Raw genomic sequence first — 25908 nt, 5'->3', positions numbered from 1 at the left:
GCGCCCGGGACGGGCCGGGCGGGGCCGCACGGCGGACGGGCCAGGTGCGGGGGGCGGGCCGCGCTCCCGCCGGCCGGTGCCCCGGCGGGCCGGCTGGTCGGCCGGCCCGGAGAGCCGTTTGGCAATGTGGCATGCACGGGGCGAGGATGCGGCGCATGAAGAGCGATCTCTTTTCCAGTGAGCACATGGCGCAGCAGGCGACCGTCCCCGGTATGACGCTGCAGAACGCCAAGTCGGTCAAGTACGCGGTCAGCGGGGAGATGCAAGCGCGTCAGGGGTCGATGATCGCTTTCCGCGGCGATCTCCAGTTCGAGCGCAAGGGCCAGGGGATAGGCGGCATGCTCAAGCGTGCCGTCACCGGTGAGGGGCTGCCGCTGATGGCGGTCCGGGGGCAGGGCGAGGCGTGGTTCGCGCACGAGGCGCAGAACTGTTTCATCGTCGAGATGGAGCAGGGCGACGTGCTCACCATCAACGGCCGCAACGTCCTCTGCTTCGACTCCACGCTCGCGTACGAGATCAAGACGGTGAAGGGCGCCGGCATGACCGGTGGCGGCCTCTTCAACAGCGTCTTCAGTGGTCACGGGAAGCTGGGACTGATCTGCGACGGCCACCCGATCGTGATACCCGTCACGCCCGGGGCGCCGGTCTGCGTCGACACGGACGCGGTCGTCGGCTGGAGCGCGCAGCTGTCCACCTCGCTGCACCGCTCCCAGAGCTTCGGTTCGATGGTCCGGGGCGGCTCGGGCGAGGCCGTTCAGCTGCGGCTGGACGGTGAGGGATTCGTCATCGTGCGCCCGAGCGAGCTGAAGCCGGAGAAGAACACGTCGAGCTGAGGGCGGCCGCCCCGGGCGGTCTGTCGCGGCGGGTCCCGGCGGTCGTACGCTCGATGCCATGGACGACGACACGTACTGCGAGCCCCCCGCCCTCTCCCCGTTCGCACCGGCCGACTCGGGGCCGCCGTACGCGGAGTGCGTGCACTGCCGGAAGCCGACGGAGTACCCGGAGTCGACGAAGGGCTCCACCCTCTGCCCGGTCTGCGCGTGGCAGGAGGCCGGCCGGAACTCCTGCTCCGGCTGAGCGGGCGGCGGCGGCCCGGCCCCGGCACCGTGCGGGCCCGGGCCGCCGTCGGCCGTGCGGCGCCCCGTCAGCCCTCCGCGCCTCCCGGGGCCGTCCGCATCAGCTCGGACACCTTTACGAACCGGTAGCCGCGTGCGCGGAGTTCGGGCACGATCCGGCGTACCGCCTCCTCCGTGGCCGGGGCGGCGCTGCGGGTGCAGTGCAGGACCACCAGCGAGCCCGGGGTCACGCCGTCCAGCACCTGCTGGGCCACCGCGTCCGGGTCGGTCGCGAAGGCGTCGCCGCCGACCACGTCCCACTGGACCGCCGTGACCTTCTCCGGGGCCAGCGCGCGCAGCGCCTCGTCGTCGTAACACCCGCCGGGGAAGCGGAAGTACGGGACGACGTTGCGCGCCCCCGCGGCGCGGAACGCGGCGAACGCCCGCGCCACCTCGTCCTCCCTCTCCTCCTTCGCCACGGTGGGCAGGCCGTAGCAGGGGGAGACGAAGGCGTGGTGGCTGTACGAGTGGTTGGCGATCTCGAACGCCGGGTCGGTGCCGATCGCGCGGGCCTGGTCCGGGTACTCCTCCGCCCAGCGGCCCGTCATGAAGATGGTCGACTCGACCCCGAGGCGGCGCAGCAGCGCGATCAGCGGTGGGTTGTCGAAGGGTTCACCGGCCGCCGCCCGGTCTCCCTCGTCCGCCGTCATGTCGGCGTCGAAGGTGAGGGCCACGACCTTCTCGTCCGCTCGCGCGCCGCCCTTCGCCCGCCGCGCGAACACGGGGGTGCGGCCGGCGGGGCCGGGGGCCAGGGTGGGCGGTCCGGGAGCCGGCGTTCCGGCAGCCGGGTCCGGGGCCGCAGCCGGTGCGGAGGAGACGGTGCTCGGTGGGCGGGCCGGGGAGGGGCGCTCGCCCGGACTTCCGCATCCGGCGAGCACCCCGCTCAGAAGGACGAGACCGGCGGCGAGGCGGGCGGCGCCGGTCGGCGGCGGGAGGTTCCGGGGTGAGACGTTCCGTGGCGAGGCGTTCCGTGGTGAGGTAGGCACGCACGGAAAATATAGGACAATATGATTTATATGGGTCGAGCGGTGCGCGCGGCGCCCGGGGCGCCCCGATCGGCCGACGCCAACACCTCCGGCTAGGGCTCCCGGCGTGGAGCCGGCCGTTCCACGAGAACGCGCGGCCGTGCGTCGACACGGGCGTTGCGGGGCGGGGCGGAGAACTCCGTGCGGGGGACGTCTCCGTCACTGCGCGGGTGGCCGGGACCGAATCCGGTGCGGCGAAGTGAGTGCGAGTGTCGCCGATGACCGCGCGACCGACTCCCGTTTCCCGCGGGCGACCTGACGGTTCGCCGTGCACCATGGCCGGTTCCTGACGCACCGGAGCCGCCGCCGCTCCCGGAAACACGGGAACGGCGGCGGCCCGGGTGGCGGCCGGTCAGGCCAGGGTGGCCGTCAGCGTGATCGTCGTGCCGGACAGCGCCTGGCTGACCGGGCAGTTGGCCTTGGCGTCCTCGGCGGCCTTGACGAAGCCCGCCTCGTCGAGACCGGGCACCTCGCCCTCCACGGTGAGGTGGATGCCGGTGATACCGGTGCCGGGCTGGAAGGTGACCTCGGCCTTGGTGTGGAGACGGGTGGGCGGGGTGCCCGCGCCGGCCAGGCCGTGAGAAAGAGCCATCGAGAAGCAGCTGGAGTGCGCGGCGCCGATGAGCTCCTCCGGGCTGGTCTTGCCATTGGCCTGTTCGGCGCGCGAGGGCCAGGAGACGGGGAACTCGCCGACACCTGACGAGTCCAGGGTGACGACACCCTTGCCCTCCAGCAGGTTGCCTTCCCAGACCGTGTGCGCCTGACGCGTGGTAGCCATGGTGAATCCCTTCGAAAACGGTGTGCGCGGTCGCGCGGGGCCGCAGCGCCTCCTGCGCCGCGGAACCCGGTGAACGGCCCGGCCACCCGGAGGAGTCGTGCCGTCACCCCCACGAACCTACTGCGCCACCAGCCCCTTCGCGTCCCGCGCCAGGGCCGTCAGCCGGGAGATGGCCCGGAAGTACTTCTTCCGGTACCCACCGTTCAGCATCTCGTCACTGAAGAGCCGGTCGAAGGGTATGCCGGAGGCGAGGACCGGGATCTCACGGTCGTACAGCCGGTCGGCGAGCACCACCAGCCGCAGCGCCGTCGACTGGTCGGGCACCGGCACCACCCCGGTGAGGCAGACCGCGTTCACCCCGTCCGTCAGCGCCCCGTACCGGCTGGGGTGGACTTCCGCCAGGTGGCCGAGGAGCGCGGCGAAGTCGTCCAGCGACGCACCCCCGGCGGCGTACGCGGCCCGCGTGACCTGCTCGTCGTCGAACGGCGCCGGCGCTTCGGGCAGGCCGCGGTGGCGGTAGTCCTGACCGTCGATCCGCAGCGGGCGGAAGTGGGCCGAGAGCCCCTGGATCTCGCGGAGGAAGTCGGCGGCGGCGAACCGGCCCTCGCCGAGCTTGCCGGGCAGCGTGTTGGAGGTCGCCGCCAGTGCGACACCCGCCTCCACCAGTCGGCTGAGCAGCGAGGAGACCAGCACGGTGTCGCCCGGGTCGTCCAGCTCGAACTCGTCGATGCAGAGCAGCCGGTGTCCGCTCAGGGTCCGTACCGTCTGCTGGAAACCCAGCGCGCCGACGAGGTTGGTCAGCTCGACGAAGGTGCCGAACGCCTTCAGGGCCGGCTCGGCGGGGGTCGCGTGCCAGAGCGAGGCGAGCAGATGGGTCTTGCCGACGCCGTACCCGCCGTCGAGGTACACACCGCGCGGACCGGACGGGGCCGCGGGCTTCCGCGAGAACCACCTCCGCTTGCCCTCACCCGACGCGTGCGCCCCGCCGAGGCCTCCGGCGAAGGACTCGAGCACCTCGACGGCCTTGCTCTGGCTCGGCTGGGCCGGATCGGGGACGTACGTCGCGAAGCGCACCGAGTCGAACCGCGGCGGCGGCACCATCTCGGCGACCAGACGATCGGCGGGGACGTGCGGCCGACGGGCGCACAGGGACAGCGGAACCGCGCCGGTCAGGGAGTTTGCCCCGGGGGCGGTGGTGGAGGACGACACAACTCTCCACCATACGGGCCGTGCCACACTGCCTGACATGCGAAGCCTGCTCCCTGTGACGGACCTGACAACCGCCGGTACTCCCGCCCCGGCCGCCGACGACCGCGAGTGGAGTCTCGACGAGCTGGCCGCGGCGTACGCCCACCCCGCCGGCCCGGGCCCGTGGCTGCGCGCCAACATGGTCGCCACCCTGGACGGGGCCGCCCAGCACGACGGCCGCTCGCAGGGCATCTCGTGCCCCGCGGACATGCGGATCTTCGGCACCCTGCGCGGCCTCTGCGACGTCGTGATCGCCGGCGCCGGGACGGTACGCGGCGAGGGGTACCGGCCCGCCCGTGTCCGGGAGGCGTTCGCCGCGCGGCGCGCGGCAGCCGGGCAGACGCCCGTGCCCGCCGTCGCGGTCGTCAGCGCGAGCCTGGACCTGGACTTCTCGCTGCCCCTCTACACCGAGCCGCGCGTCCCGACCCTGGTGCTCACCGGCTCGGCCGCGCCCGCCGAGCGGGTCACGGCCGCCCGGAAGGCGGGGGTCCGGGTGGTCGTCGCCGGTGAGGGTTCCCGGATCGACCCGGAGCGGGCCGTGCGGGAGCTGGCCGCACTGGGCCTGACCAGGCAGCTGACGGAAGGCGGGCCCCGGTTGCTCGGCCAGTTCGTCGCCGCGGGCGTCCTCGACGAACTCTGTCTGACCCTCTCGCCGATGTTGACGGCGGGCCGGGCGCAGCGGATCGCGGGAGGCCCCTCCTTGGCGGTGCCGGACCGATTCACCCTGGCCGGGCTGCTGGAGGAGGACGGTTTCCTCTTCAGCCGGTACCGCCGCCCCTGAGGCGGAGACGGCCCCTCTCCGACGCGCACCGGCTCTTGGCGGAATTCACCGTTCCGGTTGGCTTCCGGTGGGCAGAATTATCCCTGCACTCTCCGTGCGATCACGGGGAAGGATGGTTTCAGCAGCGCCCTCGACACGGCCTGCACCGGAAGAACCAGACGAAGAAGCGGAAGGGCGCCTGTCGTGTTCACAAGCGTTTTGATGATCGAGAAGCCCCTCACACCGGAGGACGTCGACTTCGTCACGACCCTCCACGGCGACGAGCGCATCTCGTTCCTGGTGCTCATGCAGCCGCGCGGCGACCAGGCGGACGTCCTGCTCCGCGCGATCGACGACGTGGCGCTCGGGGAGCTCAAGGACGCCGCCCGCGAGGGCGAGGAGCCCGAGGGGAAGGAAGCCCGCGAGCCCGCCCGGCTGGCCCTGGACACCTCTCTGCGCGCCCTGCGGGCGGCAGGCTCCGAAGCGGTCGGCCAGGTCGTGGAGGAGCACCCGCTGGACCACCTCAGGACCGTGGTGGAGGAGGCGGGAGCCGACGAGGTCATCGTGCTGACCGCCCCGCACTACGTGGAGGAGTTCTTCCACCGCGACTGGGCCTCCCGCGCCCGCCACAAGGTCGGCGTCCCGGTGCTCAAGCTCTTCGCGCACAGCGAATAGGCTGGGCGGCGGTGCCGGGCCGACCCGGCACCCCGACGACTTTGGGGAGAGACACGCATGGCACCCGGTATTCCTGCCGCCATGGAACGACCGCACTTCATCGGCATCGGCGGCGCCGGAATGTCGGGCATCGCGAAGATCCTCGCCCAGCGTGGCGCGAAGGTGGCGGGCAGCGACGCCAAGGAGTCCGGGACCGCCGACGCACTGCGCGCGCTGGGGGCGACCGTCCACATCGGTCACGCCGCGGACCACCTGGCCGACGACGCGACCTGCGTGGTCGTCTCCAGCGCCATCCGCGCCGACAACCCGGAGCTGGTGCGCGCCGCCGAACTCTCCGTCCCCGTCGTGCACCGCTCCGACGCCCTCGCCGCGCTGATGACCGGCACCCGCGCCATCGCCGTGGCCGGCACCCACGGCAAGACGACCACCACGTCGATGCTGGCCGTCGCGCTCTCCGCGCTGAACCTCGACCCCTCGTACGCCATCGGCGGTGACCTGGAGGGGCCCGGCACCAACGCCGCGCACGGCGGCGGCGACGTCTTCGTGGCCGAAGCCGACGAGAGCGACCGCAGCTTCCAGAAGTACGACCCCGAGGTCGCGATCGTCCTCAACGTCGAACTGGACCACCACGCCAACTACGCGTCGATGGACGAGATCTACGAGTCCTTCGAGAAGTTCACCGGGAAGATCGTCCCCGGCGGCACGCTCGTCGTCTCCGCCGACCAGCCCGGCGCCGTCGAACTCACCCGCCGGGTGCGCGCGAGCGCCGGAGCCGACCTCACCGTCGTCACCTACGGCGACTCCGAGACCGCCGACGTACGCGTCCACAAGGTCACCCCGCGCGGTCTGACCAGCGAGGTCACTGTCCTGTTGAACGGCAGGTTCCTCACCTTCACCGTCTCCGTGCCCGGCCGCCACTACGCCCACAACGCCGTCGCGGCCCTCGCCGCCGGCGTCGCCCTCGGCATCCCCGCGCACAACCTCGCCTCCGCTCTCGGGTCGTACACCGGGGTCAAGCGCCGCCTCCAGCTCAAGGGCGAGGCCGCGGGCGTCCAGGTCATCGACTCGTACGCCCACCACCCCACCGAGATGACCGCCGACCTCGAAGCCATGCGCGGCGCGGCCGCCGACGCCCGCATCCTCGTCGTCTTCCAGCCGCACCTCTTCTCCCGCACCCAGGAGCTCGGCAACGAGATGGGCCAGGCCCTCGCCCTCGCCGACGCCTCCGTGGTCCTGGACATCTACCCGGCCCGCGAGGACCCGGTCCCCGGCGTCACCAGCGCGCTGATCATCGACGCAGCCCTGGCGGCCGGCGCGGACGTCACCGCCGTCCACGACCAGGCGGACGTGCCCGGCGTCGTCGCGGGAATGGCGAAGCCCGGCGATCTGGTTCTCACCATGGGAGCGGGCGACGTCACCGACCTCGGCCCGCGCATCCTGGACCAGCTGTCGAAGTGAGGGAGCGAGCCACCGTGCCGTACGACATCGAGAAGCCCGACGAGCAGTGGCGGGAAGAGCTCTCCCCCGCCGAGTACGCGGTGCTCCGCAAGGCCGGGACCGAACCCGCCTTCGTGGGGGAGTACACCGACACCAAGACGGAGGGCGTCTACGCCTGCCGCGCGTGCGGGGCGGAGCTGTTCCGCTCCGACACGAAGTTCGAGTCGCACTGCGGCTGGCCGTCCTTCTACGACCCCAAGGACACCGACGCGGTCGAGCTCATCGCGGACCGCAGCCACGGCATGGTCCGCACCGAGGTCCGCTGCGCCCGCTGCGGCTCGCACCTCGGCCACGTCTTCGAGGGCGAGGGGTACGGGACCCCGACCGACCAGCGTTACTGCATCAACTCCATCTCCCTGACGCTGACGCCCGACGCCTGACGCGCGCCGCCGCCGTCCGTCCGGCGCGGACGCCCCACCGGCCCCCACGACCCGTCGCGGTCGTGGGGGCCGGTGGCGTGTGCGGGGCCCGCCCCGCGGGGCGCCGGTGACCGGCGGCCGGGGGAGGAAGACGGCGAAAACGAGGCTTCCTCCTCCGCTGCCCGCGCGGTCAGTGGCCGCCGGTGAGTTCCCCGCTGAGCCGGTCGTGGAGCCGGGCGCTCGGCTCGTTCAGACCGACGATCTCGACACTCTTGCCGCGCTGGGCGTACTTGGCGCCGATGGCGTCCAGGGTGGCCACGGACGAGGCGTCCCAGACGTGCGCGGCGGACAGGTCGATCACCACCCGCTCGGGGTCGTCCGCGTAGTCGAAGCGGCCGACCAGCTCGTTGGAGGAGGCGAAGAAGAGCGCCCCGGTCACCCGGTAGACCACGGTGGTGCCGTCCGGATCGGTGACGGCGGTGACGTCCGCGGAGTGGGCCACCCGCTTGGCGAAGACCACCATCGCCAGGACCGAGCCGACGACCACACCGATGGCCAGGTTGTGGGTGGCGACGACCACCGCCACGGTGATCACCATGACCGCGATCTCTCCCGCGGGCATCCGTCGGAGCGTCTTCGGGGCGATGGAGTGCCAGTCGAAGGTGGCGAACGAGACCATCGCCATCACCGCGACCAGGGCGGCCATCGGGATGTCGGAGACGACCGGCCCGAAGACGATGCAGAGCACCATCAGGAACGCGCCGGCCAGGAAGGTCGACAGCCGGGTCCGGGCGCCGGAGACCTTCACGTTGATCATCGTCTGGCCGATCATCGCGCAGCCGCCCATGCCGCCGAAGAAGCCGGTGACGATGTTGGCGATGCCCTGCCCGACCGACTCGCGCTTCTTGTCGGAGGGGGTGTCCGTGATCTCGTCGACCAGCTTCGCCGTCATCAGCGACTCCATCAGGCCGACCAGCGCCATCGCGAGCGCGTACGGCGCCACGGTCGTCAGCGTGTCCGGCGTGAACGGTACGTCCGGCAGGCCCGGCACGGGCAGCGACGACGGCAGCTCGCCCCGGTCGCCCACGGTCGGCACCGCGATTCCCGCTCCCACGGTGAGTGCGGTGAGGACCACGATGGACACCAGGGGAGCCGGGACGACGGTGGTGACCCTGGGGAAGAACACCAGCAGCGCGAGAGCACCCACGATCAGGGGGTAGACCGCCCAGGGCACGTCCCGCATCTCGGGGATCTGCGCCATGAAGATCAGGATCGCCAGCGAGTTGACGAAGCCGACCATCACCGAGCGCGGCACGAACCGCATCAGCTTCGCCACCCCCAGCGTCCCCAGGACGATCTGGAAGACCCCCGCGAGGATCACGGCGGCGACCAGGTAGCCGAAACCGTGCTCGCGGTTGAGCGGCGCGATCACCAGCGCCACGGCACCGGTCGCGGCGGAGATCATCGCCCGGCGCCCGCCGACGACCGAGATCACCACGGCCATGGTGAACGCGGAGAAGAGGCCGACCGCCGGATCGACGTCGGCGATGATCGAGAACGAGATCGCCTCGGGGATCAGCGCGAGGCCCACCACCAGCCCCGCCAGCACCTCGGTGCGCCAGACCTTGGGGTCGCCCAGCCAGTCGGGTTTCAGGGCGCGCAGCCGCGCGGCGGGGGAGTCAGTGGAAACGGTGAAGGACAAGGCAGCGGAAACCTGTCGTGCTCGGGGCGCACCACCGTGTCGGACATGCCGGGGGCGTGCGTCTGCCAGGAAGCGGAGTGCCGGGACAGCACCCCGCGGACGGTCCCGTGACGGGGCCTGCGTCGGACGAGACACGGATCCGGCGGGGATCCGCCCGGGAACGGGCCGATCGCCACGGGCTCGGAACGGACCACCGAGGACTCGTGACCGGACCGCCGGAAGGGCGGGCGTCCGGCGCTCGCCCCCGCGTCTCTCACGGCACGCAACCCTGCGGGAACCGGACCGCCACCGGGAACTGCGTCGGCCCCGGCACGGTGGAACAGGCGCGCGGAGCGTACCTTCCCACCGGAAAACTCTACCCCGGAGGCGGGGCGGGGCTCCGGTGCGGGCGTGGTGCCGCCCCCGGCAGGGAGGCGACGCGCGGAGGAACGGGGCCGGCCGTCGCCCACCGTGGCGGGTCGCTCGCGCACGGTCTCCGGCAGGCGGGCGGCCATGGTCTCCCGCCGGCGGACAGGCGGGCACACGGGCCGGCGGGCGGATCGGCCGGACGGGCCGGAGAAGTGCGGCTCGGGGTGGCTCCGGGTGCTCGTGGCGTGTCCGGACACCACAGCGTCCCGCGCCCCCGCGCTCCGGTCCGGGCGGGCCGAGCAGGTGGTGTCTGCTCGAAGCGGGCCGGGCGGGGGCGCGGGGGCGCGGGCGAAAGAGGAGGCCGGGCGGTGCCCGGCGGGACCGGACTGGCCGACGGGGCGACGGTGACCCGTGGGCCGGAGCCGGTCGAGGTGCTGGTTTTGGTGAGGTGCTGGTTCCGGTCAGGCGGCGCGGGCGAGCTCCGCGCGGCCGAAGAGGAGCGCGTACCCCTGGGGGAGGGCCCGGAGGATCCGGGCGAGCAGGTCGGGGCCGGTCAGCTGGGCCACCGTCGTCAGGACGGAACCCACGTCCCAGCGGGTGGTCGCGACGCCGGAGCCCGTCGACAGGGCGAGCGAGTTCACGAAGTCACGGCCGCTGAGCGGAGTTTCTGGTCTGGCCGCGAGGAGGACGGCAGCGGCCTCCTGCGGAAGGCGAGCCGCCAGGCTCGCGCGTTCGTCCCCGGCCAACTGGCCGCCGAGACCGTCCAGTACGAGACGTACCGCTTCCTCGGCCCGTTCCCGGGTCGGGTAGGCGCCGTCGTAACGGACCTTTTCGAGCATCAGGGTGTACGTCATGGCCGGAACGCACTGGGTGGATTCAGTCGTGTTCTGCATCGTTCGGCGGGTGCCTCTCTCGTCGCAGTGACCTTCTCGCCCGCGCCGGAGGTGGAACGTACGGAGCCGGGGCGCGCGGCGTGCGGAGCTGGTGTTCAGCCGGTACCCCGGACCCACCACCTCACACATGCGAAGTCGAAAGAGAGGAAAATCTCCCGGGTGCCGACGAGCGCCCGGCCCCTGCGGACCGGACCCCCCACACCCGGTCGGCCGGCGTCCGAGCGGGTGAACAACGGGTGCGGACGGTAGGGAGGTTCGGGGACGGAGGAGCCTCGGTGGCCCGTCGCCCGCGCGCCGGCCACCGGATCGGCGTAGGGGCCGGGGGCCCGACACGCCGAGGCCCGGCGGCGCGGTGGGCGCGGGTGCGGCCGGGACGGCGTACCACCGTCGGGGAGCCCACGGGGCCGTGACGGTGAGCCAGATCGGGCGCTGTCCCGGACGCCCCGGGGAGACGTGTGGGACCGGTGCTGACCCGCGCGTCGGTAACGGCCCGGGGGTCGCGGGAGCCGTCGGGTCCGATCGTCCGGTGACGAGCACCAGGCAGTCGGTCGCCCGGTTCCCCAGGGTGAGGACGAGCACGCGGACCCCGGCGCCCAGTCGCTCGTACCATCGCGAGGGACGGCCGCCACGTGGCGGAGCGGTGCCGGCGTCCTGACCCCTCCGTCTCCTCCGTCGTCCACTTCGAGGGCCGGCCCGGCTCCGGAAGCCGGCGGGACGCGAACCCACCGGGCGCCGGTCCCGGGCCGCGGTGCCGGGCGTCCCGGGAACTCGCGTCTCCGTGCGACCGCGCGCGGGGAGGTACGGCGGCTCTTCGCACGAGCTAACCCCCGCGGACGGCCGAGCGGCGGCACCGGACCGGCTGATCGTGGCCGGATCCGAGCATGCGGCCGTCGAGCGGGAGTGCGTCGACGGACCCCGTGGGACCTCGGTGCGCGGGCCCTCCGGTGCCGTGAGAGACGACCGGCTCCCCGCGGAACGAGGGGTGGGGCGCGTCAGGCCCGGGCCCGGTGCCCCCGGCCGCGCTCGCCGGGTCGATAGGGTCGGCCCATGAGTGACATCGATCTCCTGGCCGGAATCCTGTCCAAGACCGGGGACCTCGTCGAGGGCGTCCACCCGGACCAGCTCTCGCTGCCGACCACGTGCGCGTCCTACGACGTGGAGGCGCTCCGCAACCACCTCGTGGGCTGGCTCCAGGTCTTCCGGGCCGGTTGCGAGGGCCGTGCGTACGAGGGCGACCCGGCGGCCCACGTCTGCGGGGACGACCCGGCCGGTGAGTTCCGGACCGCGGCGGACGGGGTGCTGGCCGCGTGGCGGACCAACGGGTTCGATCGTCAGGTCCGGGTGCGGGAGGGCGAGTTGCCCGCGCGGATGGTGTTCGACATGACGCTGATGGAGTACCTGGGGCACGGCTGGGACCTCGCCGTCGCGACCGGGCAGCCGGTCCCCTTCACCGAGGAGGAGGCCGCCGAGGCGCTGGCCCGCGCGGAGGTCACGCTGCCGCCGCGGTTCCGGGGCGAGGGGCAGGCGTTCGGCGAGATCGTGCCGGTCGCCGAGGACGCACCGGCCGTGGACCGGTTCGTGGGGTTCCTCGGACGCGACCCGGGAGCGGCGCGGCCGTCCGCCTCCTGACCCCGCGCCGTCCGCCCCGGCCCCTGCCGGACCCGGTCAGGGGCGGCGTACCTTGCCCGCCAGTCGGCGGCCGAACCGGCCGAGCGTGCCCGACGGGCGCCGGTTCCACGCGCGGAAAGCCTCAGTCCGGCCGCTGCTCCCGGCCCGCCCGACGGCTTCCTCGACCGCTTGGACCCCGGCCGCGGAGAGCTCGCGCACGGCGGGGCGCAGCACCTCCTCCAGCAGCGCCGTACTGGTCCGCGCCCAGTGCGCGCCCGCGTGCGGATGGGAGCTCCAGGCCAGGTAGCAGTCGGCGGCGAACGCGGGGTCGGACCGCAGTCGGGCCCGTACGGCTTCCTCCCGCGCGACCCGGGCATAGGAGTCCAGCAGGTCGGGGTCGCCGGTGTGCACGAAGGCGTACAGCTCGTCCTCGGGCCGGCCCGGGGCCAGCAGACGGCGGGCGAGCGCGTCGAAGGCGTGGCCCAGGACCGCGGGTTCCACCGGTTCGGCCGCCGGGCGCAGGGCGAGCGCCCGCTCCGCCCAGCCGGGGCCGGCAGCCGCCCGGCCCGACGCACTGTCCGTTCCGCCGGCGTCCGCGGGGGTGCCGGCACCGCGCATCGAACGGGCGAAGTCGAGCAGCAGCAGGGCACCGCGCTCCCGCCCCCGGATCTGGTGCGGGAAGCCGCGCAGCAGGTCGTGCGCCAGGTCGGCCGCGTCCGTCTCGTGGGCCGGTGCGCGCAGCGCCGCGCCGACCAGGTGCGACCAGGTGCCCGCGCTGCGGTGCGCGTCGGAGGTGGCCGCCTCCAGCAGCATCCGGGCTTCCTGGGCGGTCGGTTCCCTGTCCGCCCAGACGAGGCCCACCGCGGAGCGCAGCACCAACGGCTCGGCGAACGGGGAGATTCCGGCGGTCCGCAGCACCCTGCCGAGCGCGGCGGCCCGGTCCTCCCCGCACCCCGCTCTGATCGCACCCGACTCGGCGCACATGCGCAGGTGCGGGAGCGTCTGGGTGCCGGTGAACGGAAGGGCGATCCGGTCCAACAGCCGCTCCATGGCGGCCGGATCGTCCGGCGCGATCCGGTCGAGGGCCACCAGGAGGGCGGTCCGGACGTCGAACTGCTCGTCCAACAGCTCCAGCAGGGCCGGTCCCCAGGTGAAGCCGGGGGCGGCCAGGAGAGCGTGGGCCGTCCGGTCCACCACGGAGGGCAGCAACCCGGCGCAGTCGACGTCGAGGAGCTTCGCCACCCGCAGCAGCTGCACGGTCCGCGCGATGTCGAAGACCGCTCCCGTGCCGCCCAGTTCGGCCAGGATCTCCGGGGCGAGGGCCTCGGAGACGGCCTTGCCCCCGGGGCCGGCGAAGGCACTCCTGGCGGGGAGTTCGAGGGAGCCGTTGCCGCCGCGTACCGCCTCGGTCACCAGCATCGCGGCGAGCGGGGCGGTCGTGGCGGCGGGGGAGCGGCCGTCCAGCGCGCCGAACAGCCGGCCCAGCGCGTCGAACTCGCCCCCGCTGCGGTCGTCGAGGCCGGGCGCGGTGAGCGCGGCCACCAGCTTCCGGGTCTGCTCCGCGTCCAGCGCGTACGGCCGCTCGGCCGCCCAGCCGGCCGCCGCGGAACGCTCCGCGGACCCCAGGGAGATGCCCGCGCAGAGGGCGGTGACGGCCAGCGGTCCGGCGGCGAAGGGCTCGCCGGGCAATGCGCGTGCCCGCTCGAAGAGCTCGGGTGCCCGGCCACGCCAGACCCGGGCGGCGGTCTCGGCCCAGGTGTCCCGGGAAGGCGGCGACGGGCGGCCGTGCGGACCGCCGCACACGTGCACCCGGAACTCGGCGGCGTCCAGCAGGTGGGCGTCCTCCGGGAGCACGCCGATCACCTGCTGCGGGGCGAGGGAGGGACGCCGGGAGTACGTGGTGAAGGTCAACTCCTCTGCGTGGTCCGGCGGGAGCACCGAGACGGCCAGCCCGAGCCAGCGGGCCACGTCCTCGCTCTGCCGCTCCACCAGCGCCACCGGCGCGCAGGCGCCCGCCGCGCTCTCGAGCCGTACGCGGCGCAGGTCGGCGAAGACGGCGGCGAGCCACGGCCCCCGGGAGACCGCGAAGTCACCGAGGGCCTCCCGCTCCAGGCCGGGACCGGTGTGCGGCGAGGTGAGCGGGTCGGGTACCGCCCCGCTGGGCGTGACGGACGCCCAGCGGGGTGAGCGCCACGCGGCGATCGGCAACCGGCCGGCCGCGAGCCGGGCTCCGGCGGGCAGCAGGACGCCGTGGGTGTGGAACCGGAGCGGGCCGGACCCGGTGCCGGGCGGGGCCAGCGGCACCGACCGGACCAGCAGCCTGCTGCCGTCCGAGAGATGGGTGAAACTGAACACCTGCGGGAGTGAACGCAGTTCGGTGTCCGTGGGCAGGAACGGCACGTCCCCGGGGGCCTCGTACCCCAGCAGGGGTTCGATCTCCGGGAGCAGTGCCGTGGGTATCCCGGGGCCGACGGCGGTGAACCGTCCCACCGTTCCCTCGTCCCCCGGCGCGGCCGAGGTGTAGTGCAACTGCGCGAGGCTCATGCCCGGGGCCCTCTTCGTCCTGCCGCGACCGTCCCCGAACCCGCGTGCGCGCAGGCCCGATCCGGTGGTGCGCGGGGGCCGGCCGGCGACCGGGGCGGGGAGCGTTCCGCAGTCGCGTGGGGGCGACGCTATCAAGGACCCGTGACCGGGACGCACGATCCGGCGGCCGGGGTCGCCGGTACCCCCGCGAGGCGGTGCGGGGTGGGGGCCGCGGAGCGGCGGGCCGGTGGACCGTGGCGCGTCACACGTGCCGCATCCAGATGCCCGGTTCCACGTAACGCCCCTCGTCGATTGAGCGGTTCACGCGCAGCGGCGAGAGGCCCTGCGGTACGACGTAGTCGCCGGAGTCGGGGAGGGCCATCCCGGTCCACTTCTCCCATGCGGCGACCGAGCCGGTCATGGTCTGGGACTCCGGAGCACAGGCGATCGCGCGGGCGCCGAGCCGCTGATGTGTACGGACCCACGGATCGAGGGAGAGGCCGTCCTCCCGGATCCATCCGGCGAAGGTATCGATCGGCGTCAGCGGATAGCGCGCCTTCAGCGTCGGCCGCACCGGCGCGACGACCCGCTGGAGCCCGCTCTCCAGGGCGAGCACGCGGAGGGCGCCGAGGGCCCGGCCGGCCAGACCCTGCCCCTTCAGCGCGGGAGTGACGATCGCCCCGCAGATCACCAGGGTGTCGGGCTCGACGCCCTCCTCCCGCCCCCGCACCGCACGTATCAGCGCGTCGGTGTAGCCGGTGGGCAGGGTGTCCGGGTCCCCGTCCCACCGCAACGGGACTCCCCAGCCGCCCGCCACCGGAACCCCCGAGCGGTCGACGAGGAAGAGGTCGAACGCGGCGAACCACTCCTGGACCCGGCCCAGGTACTCCTTCGCGACCCGGTCCGCCGTGATGAACTCCGGGAATCCGTCGCTGAACAGCTCCGTGAGCTGGCCACCGGCCCAGTCCCGCGCGTCCGAACGTTCCACCGTCAGATGATCCATGGGCGGAGTCTGCCACGCCACCGCTGTCCGGCCCGGGCGGGTGGTTGGAGCCCGTCCGGGCCCGCGGGGAGAAGCCGGTCCTCCCCCGCGCCGGGGGTCACTCGCCGCCGTGTGGCCGGGGACGGCACCCGGTGTCGGGTCACGCGGGCTGGAGCAGGTCCCAGCGGTTGCCGTACAGGTCCTCGAAGACCGCGACCGAGCCGTACGCCTCGTGCCGGGGCTCCTCCAGGAACCGCACCCCGGCCGCCGTCATCCTCGCGTGATCGGCCGCGAAGTCTCCGGTGTGCAGGAAGAAGCCGACCCGGCCACCCGTCTGCGCCCCGACCGCCGCCCGCTGGCCGTCGTCCTTCGCGCGGGCCAGCAGCAGCCCACCGCCCGCCGGGCCGGCGCCGCGCGGCGTCACGACGACCCAACGTGACCCGTCACCCCGGTCGGTGTCCTCGGTCAGTTCGAACCCGACGGCGTCCCGGTAGAAGGCGATGGCCTCGTCGTAGTCGTGGACCACCAGAGTGGTCAGGGCGATGTACGGCATCTCGGCTCCTCGGGGCGGGCGCAGACGGTGATGAAGATGGTTATACGTAACACTAACGAGGCACGGCGTCGGCCCGCACACTCTCCCGTATGGACACGTACGACCTCGCTCCGCTCGCCGCCCGCGCCCGGGCGCTCATCGTCCCCGGCCGGCGCCGGATCCTGGGGATCACCGGGCCGCCCGGCGCCGGGAAGTCGACTCTCGCCGCCGCACTGGTGGAAGCACTGGACGGTGCGGCCGTACTCGTCCCCATGGACGGTTTCCACCTCGCCGGCGCCGAACTGGAACGGCTCGGGCGAGCGCAGCGCAAGGGCGCACCGGACACCTTCGACGCGGCCGGATACGCGGCGCTGCTGCGCCGCCTGCGCGACACGGCCGACCCGGCGGCGGTCGTCGAGGGGAGCACGGCCGACGGGGAGACGGCCGAGGGGCAGGCCGCCGGAGGCGACACGGCCGAGGGGAGCACGGCGGGAGGTGGGACGGTCTACGCCCCCGTCTTCGACCGCGCGCTGGAGGAACCGATCGCCGGCTCCGTCGCGGTGGGCCCCGGCACCCCGCTCGTCGTCACCGAGGGGAACTACCTCCTCCTCGACGACGGGCCGTGGACGCCGGTGCGCGGGCTTCTCGACGAGGTCTGGTACCTGGAGATCGATCCGGAGGTACGGGTACGGAGACTGGTCGACCGGCACGTACGGTTCGGCAGGCCCAGGCCGGCCGCCGAGCGGTGGGTGACGGGTTGCGACGAGGCGAACGCCCGGCTGGTCCGGGCCGGTCGCGACCGCGCCGACCTCGTCGTCCGGCCGCGAACCGATGAGGACGTCCGTTCCCCGTGGCCCGAGAGCTCGTAGGTCCGCGCACGGCGGATCCGGTGTGCGCGGCCCGCCGCCCCCACCGCCGAACCCGGACACCTCCCCGCCTTCGCCGGCGGAGCGGCAATCTCCCACCGCGCCCGTCGTCCCCCCGGGTGAGGCCACCTTCTAGCACAGGGAGGGGTGTGATTCCTGACGAGGCGTCCACACCTCCGGGTCCAGGATCTTGGCGCCGCTTCCCATCCGTACGCCGGCGATGAGGCCGACCAGTCCTGCGGCCGCGCCCAGGCCGACACCCACGCCGAAGGGGACCGCTCCGACGAGGTAGGGGACGGTCAGGAGCACCGCGGCGGCCGCATGGAGCAGGCTGACGCCGTGTGCCGCCGGGAGGAAGCGGGACGGCGAGGGGAGTACCTCGGCGGAGAGACCGGGGTCGGTCTCGCGTACGGGTGCGAGCCCGCCGCGCAGCCATGTCGTCCAGTCATCCTGCCGGGTGTGCCCCCAGACGACGTGCCCGGTGTCGGTGACGAAGGCTGCGGCGACCCGGCGGTGTTCGTCCGTGCCGGCGAGGTCCTTCCAACGGGTGGGCCAGCACAACCACCCGCTGTGTCCGGCCAGTTCCGCGGCGGCGCGGGACAGGTGCTTGTCTCCGAGGTTGATCCGGAAGCTCTCGCCGTACATGGGAGCGAAGCGCACGGTCGGCCGCACGGCAGGTCCGCCTCCTTCGCTCTCCGGCAACAACTCGGCGTAGTATTGGTCGACGGTGGTGATGTCGCCGGTGCCCGTACCGGTGGGCTTGCGGTACTGCTCACGTACCGCGTCGCCGAACCGGGCCCGCACGGCGTGCACGCGCCCCGCTCCGGCGTCAGCCCGGAGAACCCTCTGGCCAGGGCCCAGCTGCGGGGTGGCCAACGCGAGGGCGTAGAAGGAGAGCACCACGCCGAAGATGGCGGTCAGCACACACCAGAGGCCGCCCAGCGTCGACCCTGAGCCATGCTGAGCTGCCGCACCGGCGAAGAACGGGGCCCAGATGACGAGATACGCCGTGGCGATGTGCCCCCAATCACGCTTGATCGAGCCCAGCGCGGCAGGTATCCCGGCACGGGCCGGGACGGCGGCTCTGCGCACCACGGGGGGCGCGGTCCGCACGGCCAGCACCCAACAGCCGGCGAACAGACCACCCGCCGCCAACGGAACGAGTACCTCCCAACGGACCACGTCCGCATCGGCTGGGACGAGGGCACTCCCGTAGGCCACAGCCATGGACGCGAGCGCCGCAGCGCCCAAGCCCTTCGAGAGTGGAGTGGAACGGTGCCGCATGTGAACTCCCCCGTGTCCGCCGACGCGTCCACCGTGGACCTTCGTCGCGCGGGCAAGAATACGTGTATCGATCACCGTCCTGTTCCGCCGTCCTGTTCTGCCCGTTCTGTTCTGCCAGGCATCCCGAGCGCGAGCCCGGCACGCGTGCCGGGGGATGGATGATCCTCCGTCGCTCCGGTCGCGCTCCGGGGCCGGGCTCTCGCTCCCCGATACGCGCGTCATCGCGAGAGTTTGACCTTCAAGCGGCTTGAGAGCCGACAATCGCCCGCATGGACGACACCGACGCGCTGATGAGCATCGGCGCCTTCGCACGCCGGGTGGGTCTGGCTCCGAGCGCCCTGCGCTTCTACGACGACTGCGACGTGCTTCCCCCGGCGCACGTGGATCCCGCGACCGGCTACCGCTACTACTCGCCGGGGCAGGAGCGCCGCGCGCTCCTGGTGCGGCGGCTGCGCGAAGCCGGGATGCCGCTCACCGACGCCTCGGTGGTCCTGGGCGGCAGCCGCGACGAGGCCCGTGCCGTACTCGAGGCGCACGCCAGAAGGGCGCGGGAGACCGCCGTGACCGCCCAGTCGGCGATCGAGGAGATCCTCCGGGAGCTGCCGGGCGGCCCGCGCCGGACGACGGCGCGGATCGGCGGAGCCGAACTCGCCGGAGCGGTCCGGCAGGTCGCCCCGGCGGTTGCGTCGGGGCCCGCCGCCGCGGAGTTCCCGGTACTCGGCTGCGTCCTGCTCGAACTCGACGGCCAGGAAGTACGGCTGGTGGCCACGGACCGCTACCGCCTCGCGGTCCGCGCCCTGCGCTCCTTCTCGGGTGAGGGCGATCCCTGTGCGTTCCTGGTCGGTGCCGAGGAGTTGAGGGAGGCCGCCGCCTGGGCCGCGGGGCTCCTGGACCTCCGGATCGAAGCGGACCGGCAGAGCGTGCGGCTCCTCGGTGCCGGGACGGCACGCGACCTCGCGACCGTCGACGGGACCTTTCCGGAGTACCGGCCGATGCTGGACGGCCTGCCGGCCGCGCGGCACCGCATCATCGTGGACCGGGCCGTCCTGCGCGCGGCGGTCGCCGGCGGTGTGCACGACGGCCCGGTCGTCCTGCGGACCCGGAGCGGGGAACAACGGCTCACCGTCGCCTTCGGCGACACGGTTTCCGCCACCCCGGCCGCTCTCTGCACCGGGCCGTCCCTGCGCATCGCCTTCGACCCGGCGGTTCTCCTGCCGTCGCTCGATGCGGGCGTGGGCCCCGACATCCTGCTGGAGATCACGGGGCCCGACCAGCCGGTAGTCGTCCGCTCCGCCGACCAGGGGAGCTTCACGACCCTGGTCATGCCGGTCCACGCCCCGGCGGAGAACTGATCCCGGCCGAGTCGCCCCGGCCCAGTCGCCCCCCCCGGTCCCCAGCGCCTGCCCGTTCCGGCCCGAGCCGGCTCCGGCCGACCACGCCGACCCCGCCCACCACTTCGGCCCCACCGGGCGCGCTCCTGCCCCGGACCGAGAACGAGAGCGAACCCATGGATCCCGACAACCCCGTCGTCAGCCTGTGCGCCCAGGGCATGCGGGCCGAGGCCGAGGGCCGGCCGGCTGACGCCGTCGGTCTCTTCCAGCAGGCGTGGGAGGCGGCCGGCGACGACTACGAGGCATGTGTGGCCGCCCACTACCTGGCCCGCCACCAGCCCACGCCCCGGCTGACGCTGCACTGGAACCAGGAGGGCCTGCGCCGGGCGGAGCTGGTCGGCGACGAACGGGTGGCCGCCTTCCGCCCCTCCCTCCACCTCAATCTGGCCAAGGCGTACGCGGAGGTCGGGGAACCGGAGCGGGCGCGCGAGCACTTCGTGCTGGCCGCTGCCCGCCTCGATGCGGTGCCGCCGGGACCGTACGCCGAGTGGATCCGGATCGTCATCGCCGAAGGTCTGCGGGCCACCGGGGCGGTTCCGCCGCGGGACACGGACGGCCTCGTGACCGCTCTCCTCGCCAGACTCTGCGAGCGCGGCGACCTCAAGGCACTGGGGATGATCCTCCCCGCCCACCTCGCGGACCTCGGTACGGAGGACGACCGGATGCGCCTCGTCACGGCCCTGCACATGGTCCACGCCGGCCGGTGGCTGCCCGAGGACGAACAGCGACTCCTCGGCCGGGCGATCGGCTCGTCGGCTGCCGTCGCCCCCTGACCCGGCGGACCGGCCCGTCACTCCTCCGCGCGAACCCCGGTGGGCAGTTCGCGTTCGAACTGGCCGATGGAGACGGTGACCGACATCCCGGCCCGCGCGTAGAGGAGGTGCGCGCCGGTCGGGCTCTCGCTGTCCACGTCCAGCCCGACCGAGACCGCGCCCCGCTCCGCGAAGAGGGCGAAAGCGCTCAGCAGCAGGGCGCGCCCGATCCCGAGCCGGCGGTGCTCCCGGCCGACGGCCAACTGGCCGACCTCGCCCGCGGATCGGCCCTCCACGTCGCGGAAACGGCACAGTGCCGCACCCGCGAGGTGCCCGGAGCGCTCCGCGAGCAGCCAGAGCGACGGATCGAAGCCGTCGTACAGCAGGTCGTCGGCCCACTCCTCGTACGGGCGGGGCGTTCGCCCCCACCGGTCGCCGAAGGCGTCCTCGACGCAGGCGTGCACCGCGCGCAGCTCCTCGGCCGATCCGGTGCACGGTCGCAGCGTGACGCCGTCCGCCCACTCGGGTGCGGCGGGCGGACGGTCCAGGGCGATCGCCATCCGCTGGTGGACGCGCGTGCGCCGGTAGCCGCGGGCGCGCAGCAGCCGCTCCGACGCGCCGTCCAGATACACGTAGTTGACCAGGTGGGCCGGGCCGTCCGCGCCGGCCGTCAGCGCGGCGGCGCGCTCTTCCGCCCGCTCCAGCAGCAGCGTGCCGATGCCCGCTCCCTGGTGGGCGGGATGGGTGTAGGCGTCGACGTGCACCCGGTTCTCGTGCGGCTCGGCGACCACGTGCCCGTATCCGGCGACGCCCCCGTCCGGCGAGGTCACGACCCAGGCATCCTGATCGGTGTCGACACGCGACCAGACGCGCAGGTACTCGTCGACGGTCTGGGCCCCCGCCGTGGCGTCCCCGGCCCGGCCCGCCGCGTTCACGGTGTCGAGGATCGCCGGGAGCTGTGACCGTCGCGGAGCACGTATCTCGTAACCAGGTTTCACGGGAGCCCTTCGCTCGTGGAGGGGGGGAGACGGGGCGCGCGGGCGCGCTCCGGACAGGGAAGCACCGAGCGGGTGACGTGGGCAAACCATTACGGATCATGGACCCCGGGCGTCGTGCACCGTCCGCCCGCCACCGCCCCGCCGCCCGTGTCCCCACCCCGCCCGTGCCCGCCGTCCCGTCCGCCCGCCGCCCCGCCCGTGCCCGCCGCCCCGTACGCGCGGCACCCGCCGTCCCGCCACGCCCGTCCGGCGCTCGCGTCCCGCGGCGGGCGGCGGGCGGCGGCAGGATGCTCCGTGCGGCGTACGCAGTGGTGCGCCGGCCACCGGTAGCCGTACCGGCCGTACCTCTGGAGGCCCCGCATGTCCAGCCCGAACCCGCCCGAGCCCTTCACCGCCGACGTCTACCGGACCCGGATGGCCCGCGCGGCCGACGCCGCCGCCGAGGCCGGGCTCGCCGGCGTCCTGGTGGCGCCCGGCCCCGACCTGGTGCACCTGACCGGTTACCAGCCCGTCAGCACCGAGCGCCTCACCCTCCTCGTCCTGACGCCCGGTCAGGAGCCGGTGCTGGTCGTCCCGGCCCTGGAGGCGCCCGACGCGGAGTCGGCGACCGGTGCCCCCGCCCTCACCCTGAGGGACTGGACCGACGCCAGGAATCCGTACGAGGTGGCCGCGCCCCTCCTCGACGCCGCCGGGCGGTACGGGATCAGCGACAACGCCTGGGCCATGCACCTGCTCGGGCTCCAGCAGTTCCTCCCCGCCACCTCCTACGCCTCGCTCACCCAGGCGCTGCCGATGCTGCGGGCCGTCAAGGACGCGGCGGAGCTGGAGCGCCTGGCGGCGGCGGGGGCGGCGGCCGACGCCGCCTACGAGGAGATCCTGAAGGTCCCCTTCGCCGGGCGCCGGGAGACCGAGGTCTCGGCGGACCTCGTGGAACTGCTCATCGGATTCGGGCACTCCCAGGTGGACTTCGCCATCGTCGGCTCCGGACCGAACGGCGCGAACCCGCACCACGAGGCCGGTGACCGGGTCATCCAGCACGGAGACATGGTGGTCCTCGACTTCGGGGGCCTGCGGTACGGCTACGGCTCCGACACCTCCCGTACGGTCCACGTCGGCGAACCCACCGCCGAGGAGCAGCGGGTCCACGACGTGGTGCGCGAGGCGCAGGCGGCCGGGTGCGCCGCGGTCCGGCCCGGCGCCGCCTGCCAGGACGTCGACCGGGCGGCCCGCGCGGTCATCACCGAGTTCGGCTACGGCGACCGGTTCATCCACCGCACCGGCCACGGCATCGGGGTCACCACCCACGAGCCGCCCTACATGATCGAGGGCGAGGAACAGCCGTTGGTGCCGGGGATGTGCTTCTCGGTGGAGCCGGGGATCTACCTGCCGGGGCGGTTCGGCGTGCGGATCGAGGACATCGTGACCGTCACCGAGGACGGCGGACGGCGGCTCAACTCCACCGCGCGCGAACTGGCCGTCGTCGCCTGACGGGTGCCCCGGCCCCCGGGGCGAGTGGGCGGGGCCGGGTGGGGAGAGGGGCTTGTCCGGGGTGTCGGTGGCAGGCCGTAGGGTTCGCCCGTGCCGAAGAACGAGGGACGACCCCCGAGCCCCGACAGTTCCCCCGACGAGCAGTGGAGGGCGTTCATCGCGCAGCACTCCGCACCGAGGGCCGCGCCGGCGCCGGAGCCGGAACCACCGGCTCCCCGGCCCGCCCGGGTGTGGCCCCGGAACGCGGCCGTCGCCCTGCTGGCGGCCGGCGCGGCGTTCGGCGTCATGACGTACGCGGGCGGGTCTTCGGACGGCGACACCCCCGCCTCGGCGTCCGCGTCGGTGTCGGCCTCCGCGGCAGCCTCCGCCTCCGCCACCCCGTCCGCTTCCACGCCGGCGTCCGCCCCTGCCGACGCCGTCCCGGCCGCGGCCGCACGCCCGATGATTCCGCTCGACGAGGTCTTTCCGGCCACGGTCGAGGACGGTTCGTCCGTCGTGTTCAGCAAGGTGGACGCGGTGGTGCTGGACTCCTGCACGGCGACGGACAGTGTCGGCGCCCGGCTGGCCGCCCTCATCCGGGCGAGCGCGGGGTGCGTGGGCGAGCAGATCGCGCTCTACCGGGACGAGGACGGCAACCAGTACAACCTGGCGGTCTTCACCATGAACGACCCTGTGGACACGGCGGACCTGGTCATGGAGCTGGCCCACGACTTCGAGGACTACCAGGTCGCCGCGCAGGCACCGCCGCCGGAATCGGGCCTGCCGGTCCTGCCCGCGGACAGCGGTCTCGTCCAGGCGTTCGGCGGCGGCGGTCGGGCGGCCGTGATCGCTCTGGGCCAGTGGGCCGACGGCCGGACCGCCGACTACCAGGAACTCGTCGAGCGGATGGGGCCCCTGCAGGATGCGGTGCAGGACAAGGCCTTCGCCTACGAGCAGGCCGGCTGACCCGACGACGACGCCGGCCGCCGCACCTGCCGGTCCGGAGACGGCCGGTGCCTTGCCCACCCGCCCCGGACACCGCAGTCCCCGATCCCGCCCGCCCGCTCCACGGGAAGCGGCCGACGGGCTCAGGTCGTCCCGAGCACCACACAGGATTCGGCGGGCAGCCTCAGCAGACCGTCCGGGCCCGGGGGCTCGACGGGCTCCCAGGCCGCCAGGACCCGCCCCGGTCCGCCCCGGTGGTGCCCGCCGCCCCAGGGCACCGCGACGGGCCGGCCGGCGAGGTTGACCGCGATCCGCACGTCGCCCCGGCGCAGCGCCAGCCAGCGGGCCTCCTCGTCGAAGGCGACCTTCACCGAGGCGAGGTCCGGGTCGTACAGGTCGGGAACGGCCCGCCGCAGCGCGATCAGCTCCCGGTACCAGGCCCGCAGCCGGTCGTGCGGAGCGCGTTCCGGCTCGGTCCAGTCCAGGCAGGAGCGGTCGCGCGTCGCGGGGTCCTGCGGGTCGGGGATGTCCTCCTCGGCCCAGCCGTGCGCCCCGAACTCCCGCCGCCGGCCGTTGCGCACGGCCTCGGCCAGCTCCGGATCGGTGTGGTCGGTGAAGAACTGCCACGGGGTCCGCGCCCCCCACTCCTCGCCCATGAAGAGCATCGGCGTGAAGGGGCCGGTCAGCACCAGCACCGCCGCGCACGCCAGGAGCCCGGGGGAGAGGGAGGCGGCGAGCCGGTCACCGAGGGCGCGGTTCCCGATCTGGTCGTGGGTCTGGGCGTAGCCGACGAACCGGTGGGCCGGGGTGCGGTGCACGTCGACCCGGCGGCCGTGCGTACGCCCCCGGAAGGTGGAGTACGTGCCGTCGTGGAAGAAGGCCCGGGTCACCGTCTTCGCCAGCGCGGCCAGCGGGGCGACGGCGAAATCGGCGTAGTAGCCCTGCGCCTCACCCGTCAGCGCGGTGTGCAGCGCGTGGTGGAAGTCGTCGTTCCACTGGGCGTGCAGACCCAGCCCGCCCGAGGCGCGCGGCGTCGTCGTGCGCGGGTCGCAGAGGTCGGACTCGGCGATCAGCGTCAGAGGCCTGCCCACTTCGGCCGCCAGCGCGTCCACCCCGGCGGCCAGCTCCTCCAGGTAGGTCAGGGCCCGGGTGTCGGCGAGCGCGTGCACCGCGTCCAGCCGCAGCCCGTCGAGGCGGTAGTCGCGCAGCCAGGCCAGCGCACTGCCCAGCAGGTACGCCCGTACCTCGTCCGATCCGGGGGCGTCGAGGTTGACCGCCGCGCCCCACGGGGTGTGGTGCGTCTCGGTGAAGTACGGGCCGAACACGGGGAGGTAGTTGCCGGACGGACCGAGATGGTTGTGGACCACGTCCAGCAGCACCGCCAGCCCCAGCCCGTGCGCGGTGTCGACAAAGCGCTTCAGCCCCTCGGGTCCGCCGTACGGCTCGTGGACGGCCCAGAGCGACACGCCCTCGTACCCCCAGCCGTGCGTGCCGGGGAAGGGGCAGACCGGCATCAGCGACACGTGGGTGACGCCGAGTTCCGCCAGATGGCCCAGCCGTCCGGCCGCCGCGTCGAAGGTGCCCTCGCCCGTGTACGTCCCCACGTGGAGCTCGTACAGCACGCCGCCCGGCAGCCCGAGCCCCCGCCACTCGCTCCGCCAGACGTACGCGTCCTGGTCGACGACCGCGCTCAGCCCGTCCGGTCCGTCCGGCTGGCGGCGCGTGCGCGGATCGGGGAGGGGCGGACCCCCGTCCACCGAGAAGCCGTACCGGTCACCCCCGGCCGCGTCCGCCTCGGCCGTCCACCAGCCCGCACGGGACCCGTCGCGCCCCATCGGCAGCCGTGTACCGGACAACTGGAGTCCGACCGACTCCGCCCCGGGGGCCCACACCTCGAACCGCATCCGCCACTCCCCGTCCGTCATGTCCGTCGTGTGTCAGTGATGCGTACGAAAAACCGGATGCGCCGGCGGAAAGTCCCCGGCGGCTTCCATGATCGGCTGAAGTCGCACGCGCGGCCCGGAATACTGGACCGGTTCCACCACGGGGATGTCCCGTGTTCCGTGCATCCGCGCGCAGGAGTACGGAACACCCCTTAAGGTCTGCTCTGATCATTGCCCTGCCCGATCCTGCTCATACGTACGCCGACGTACGGCTGAT

At 73.8% G+C, this 25908-nt stretch carries 23 protein-coding genes; 12 read left to right on the top strand and 11 right to left on the bottom strand.

Features of this window, described 5'->3' with window-relative positions; translation table 11 throughout:
* The first annotated feature begins 155 nt into the window (after nucleotides 1–155).
* Nucleotides 156–833, top strand: coding sequence for an AIM24 family protein (locus tag PZB77_RS05365; protein WP_275491386.1), 678 nt, complete (start codon nucleotides 156–158; stop codon nucleotides 831–833).
* A gap of 58 nt (nucleotides 834–891) precedes the next feature.
* On the top strand, nucleotides 892–1077 hold the full coding sequence (locus tag PZB77_RS05360) for a hypothetical protein (protein WP_275491385.1): 186 nt from the start codon (nucleotides 892–894) through the stop codon (nucleotides 1075–1077).
* Nucleotides 1078–1144: 67 nt separating this feature from the next.
* Here the strand turns inward: PZB77_RS05360 and PZB77_RS05355 are convergent, their stop codons facing one another.
* From PZB77_RS05355 to zapE, 3 genes are all read right to left on the bottom strand, one after another.
* On the bottom strand, nucleotides 1145–2002 hold the full coding sequence (locus PZB77_RS05355; protein WP_275495924.1) for a polysaccharide deacetylase family protein: 858 nt from the start codon (nucleotides 2000–2002) through the stop codon (nucleotides 1145–1147).
* A 490-nt stretch (nucleotides 2003–2492) separates the two neighbouring features.
* A complete protein-coding gene (locus PZB77_RS05350) occupies nucleotides 2493–2918 on the bottom strand; it encodes an OsmC family protein (protein ID WP_275491384.1) in 426 nt (141 codons plus the stop codon).
* A 117-nt stretch (nucleotides 2919–3035) separates the two neighbouring features.
* On the bottom strand, nucleotides 3036–4127 hold the full coding sequence (zapE, locus tag PZB77_RS05345) for a cell division protein ZapE (protein ID WP_275491383.1): 1092 nt from the start codon (nucleotides 4125–4127) through the stop codon (nucleotides 3036–3038).
* A gap of 37 nt (nucleotides 4128–4164) precedes the next feature.
* On the opposite strand from zapE, the gene PZB77_RS05340 reads away from it, so the two are divergent.
* The 4 genes from PZB77_RS05340 (at nucleotide 4165) to msrB (ending at nucleotide 7478) form a co-directional block, all read left to right on the top strand.
* Nucleotides 4165–4947 (top strand): pyrimidine reductase family protein, encoded by a 783-nt coding sequence (locus tag PZB77_RS05340; RefSeq protein ID WP_275491382.1) that lies wholly within the window; start codon nucleotides 4165–4167, stop codon nucleotides 4945–4947.
* A gap of 201 nt (nucleotides 4948–5148) precedes the next feature.
* Nucleotides 5149–5601 carry an indole-3-glycerol phosphate synthase gene (locus tag PZB77_RS05335; protein WP_275491381.1) on the top strand — a complete coding sequence of 151 codons (453 nt, stop codon included), beginning with the start codon at nucleotides 5149–5151 and terminating at the stop codon, nucleotides 5599–5601.
* 57 nt (nucleotides 5602–5658) lie between these two features.
* Nucleotides 5659–7059, top strand: coding sequence for a UDP-N-acetylmuramate--L-alanine ligase (gene murC / locus PZB77_RS05330; RefSeq protein WP_275491380.1), 1401 nt, complete (start codon nucleotides 5659–5661; stop codon nucleotides 7057–7059).
* A 14-nt stretch (nucleotides 7060–7073) separates the two neighbouring features.
* Nucleotides 7074–7478, top strand: coding sequence for a peptide-methionine (R)-S-oxide reductase MsrB (gene msrB / locus PZB77_RS05325; protein WP_275491379.1), 405 nt, complete (start codon nucleotides 7074–7076; stop codon nucleotides 7476–7478).
* A gap of 169 nt (nucleotides 7479–7647) precedes the next feature.
* Here msrB and PZB77_RS05320 read toward each other — a convergent pair whose 3' ends face one another.
* Together PZB77_RS05320 and PZB77_RS05315 are read right to left on the bottom strand one after the other, a co-directional pair.
* On the bottom strand, nucleotides 7648–9159 hold the full coding sequence (locus PZB77_RS05320; RefSeq protein ID WP_275491378.1) for a SulP family inorganic anion transporter: 1512 nt from the start codon (nucleotides 9157–9159) through the stop codon (nucleotides 7648–7650).
* 809 nt (nucleotides 9160–9968) lie between these two features.
* Nucleotides 9969–10400, bottom strand: coding sequence for a DUF2267 domain-containing protein (locus tag PZB77_RS05315; RefSeq protein WP_275491377.1), 432 nt, complete (start codon nucleotides 10398–10400; stop codon nucleotides 9969–9971).
* A gap of 1047 nt (nucleotides 10401–11447) precedes the next feature.
* On the opposite strand from PZB77_RS05315, the gene PZB77_RS05310 reads away from it, so the two are divergent.
* A complete protein-coding gene (locus PZB77_RS05310) occupies nucleotides 11448–12029 on the top strand; it encodes a TIGR03086 family metal-binding protein (protein WP_275491376.1) in 582 nt (193 codons plus the stop codon).
* A 36-nt stretch (nucleotides 12030–12065) separates the two neighbouring features.
* Here PZB77_RS05310 and PZB77_RS05305 read toward each other — a convergent pair whose 3' ends face one another.
* The 3 genes from PZB77_RS05305 to PZB77_RS05295 all read right to left on the bottom strand — a co-directional run bounded on the left by PZB77_RS05305 (nucleotide 12066) and on the right by PZB77_RS05295 (nucleotide 16066).
* Nucleotides 12066–14552: a GTPase-associated protein 1-related protein gene (locus tag PZB77_RS05305; protein ID WP_275491375.1), complete on the bottom strand. Its 2487-nt coding sequence runs from the start codon at nucleotides 14550–14552 to the stop codon at nucleotides 12066–12068.
* A gap of 241 nt (nucleotides 14553–14793) precedes the next feature.
* Nucleotides 14794–15534 (bottom strand): hypothetical protein, encoded by a 741-nt coding sequence (locus PZB77_RS05300; protein ID WP_275491374.1) that lies wholly within the window; start codon nucleotides 15532–15534, stop codon nucleotides 14794–14796.
* A 139-nt stretch (nucleotides 15535–15673) separates the two neighbouring features.
* Nucleotides 15674–16066, bottom strand: a complete 393-nt coding sequence (locus PZB77_RS05295; RefSeq protein WP_275491373.1) for a VOC family protein — start codon at nucleotides 16064–16066, stop codon at nucleotides 15674–15676.
* A gap of 89 nt (nucleotides 16067–16155) precedes the next feature.
* Here PZB77_RS05295 and PZB77_RS05290 point away from each other — a divergent pair, with 89 nt between their 5' ends.
* Nucleotides 16156–16914, top strand: a complete 759-nt coding sequence (locus tag PZB77_RS05290) for a nucleoside triphosphate hydrolase (RefSeq protein ID WP_275491372.1) — start codon at nucleotides 16156–16158, stop codon at nucleotides 16912–16914.
* 129 nt (nucleotides 16915–17043) lie between these two features.
* On the opposite strand, the gene PZB77_RS05285 is transcribed toward PZB77_RS05290, so the two are convergent.
* Complete coding sequence (locus tag PZB77_RS05285; protein WP_275491371.1) at nucleotides 17044–18138, bottom strand: hypothetical protein; 1095 nt, start codon at nucleotides 18136–18138, stop codon at nucleotides 17044–17046.
* Nucleotides 18139–18464: 326 nt separating this feature from the next.
* Here PZB77_RS05285 and PZB77_RS05280 point away from each other — a divergent pair, with 326 nt between their 5' ends.
* Both PZB77_RS05280 and PZB77_RS05275 read left to right on the top strand, forming a co-directional pair.
* Nucleotides 18465–19547 carry a MerR family transcriptional regulator gene (locus PZB77_RS05280; protein WP_275491370.1) on the top strand — a complete coding sequence of 361 codons (1083 nt, stop codon included), beginning with the start codon at nucleotides 18465–18467 and terminating at the stop codon, nucleotides 19545–19547.
* A gap of 155 nt (nucleotides 19548–19702) precedes the next feature.
* Nucleotides 19703–20359 (top strand): hypothetical protein, encoded by a 657-nt coding sequence (locus PZB77_RS05275; RefSeq protein ID WP_275491369.1) that lies wholly within the window; start codon nucleotides 19703–19705, stop codon nucleotides 20357–20359.
* A gap of 17 nt (nucleotides 20360–20376) precedes the next feature.
* On the opposite strand, the gene PZB77_RS05270 is transcribed toward PZB77_RS05275, so the two are convergent.
* On the bottom strand, nucleotides 20377–21273 hold the full coding sequence (locus PZB77_RS05270; protein ID WP_275491368.1) for a GNAT family N-acetyltransferase: 897 nt from the start codon (nucleotides 21271–21273) through the stop codon (nucleotides 20377–20379).
* A gap of 423 nt (nucleotides 21274–21696) precedes the next feature.
* On the opposite strand from PZB77_RS05270, the gene PZB77_RS05265 reads away from it, so the two are divergent.
* Both PZB77_RS05265 and PZB77_RS05260 read left to right on the top strand, forming a co-directional pair.
* Nucleotides 21697–22824, top strand: coding sequence for an aminopeptidase P family protein (locus PZB77_RS05265; RefSeq protein WP_275491367.1), 1128 nt, complete (start codon nucleotides 21697–21699; stop codon nucleotides 22822–22824).
* Nucleotides 22825–22914: 90 nt separating this feature from the next.
* Nucleotides 22915–23769, top strand: a complete 855-nt coding sequence (locus tag PZB77_RS05260) for a hypothetical protein (RefSeq protein ID WP_275491366.1) — start codon at nucleotides 22915–22917, stop codon at nucleotides 23767–23769.
* A gap of 122 nt (nucleotides 23770–23891) precedes the next feature.
* On the opposite strand, the gene treZ is transcribed toward PZB77_RS05260, so the two are convergent.
* On the bottom strand, nucleotides 23892–25652 hold the full coding sequence (gene treZ, locus PZB77_RS05255) for a malto-oligosyltrehalose trehalohydrolase (RefSeq protein WP_275495923.1): 1761 nt from the start codon (nucleotides 25650–25652) through the stop codon (nucleotides 23892–23894).
* Between the last annotated feature and the right edge of the window lie 256 nt (nucleotides 25653–25908).

It is taken from the genome of Streptomyces sp. AM 2-1-1 (assembly GCF_029167645.1).
Classification (GTDB): Bacteria; Actinomycetota; Actinomycetes; order Streptomycetales; family Streptomycetaceae; genus Streptomyces.
The sequence above is the reverse complement of the archived record's forward strand: the minus strand, read 5'-3'. Positions and strand labels throughout refer to the sequence as shown.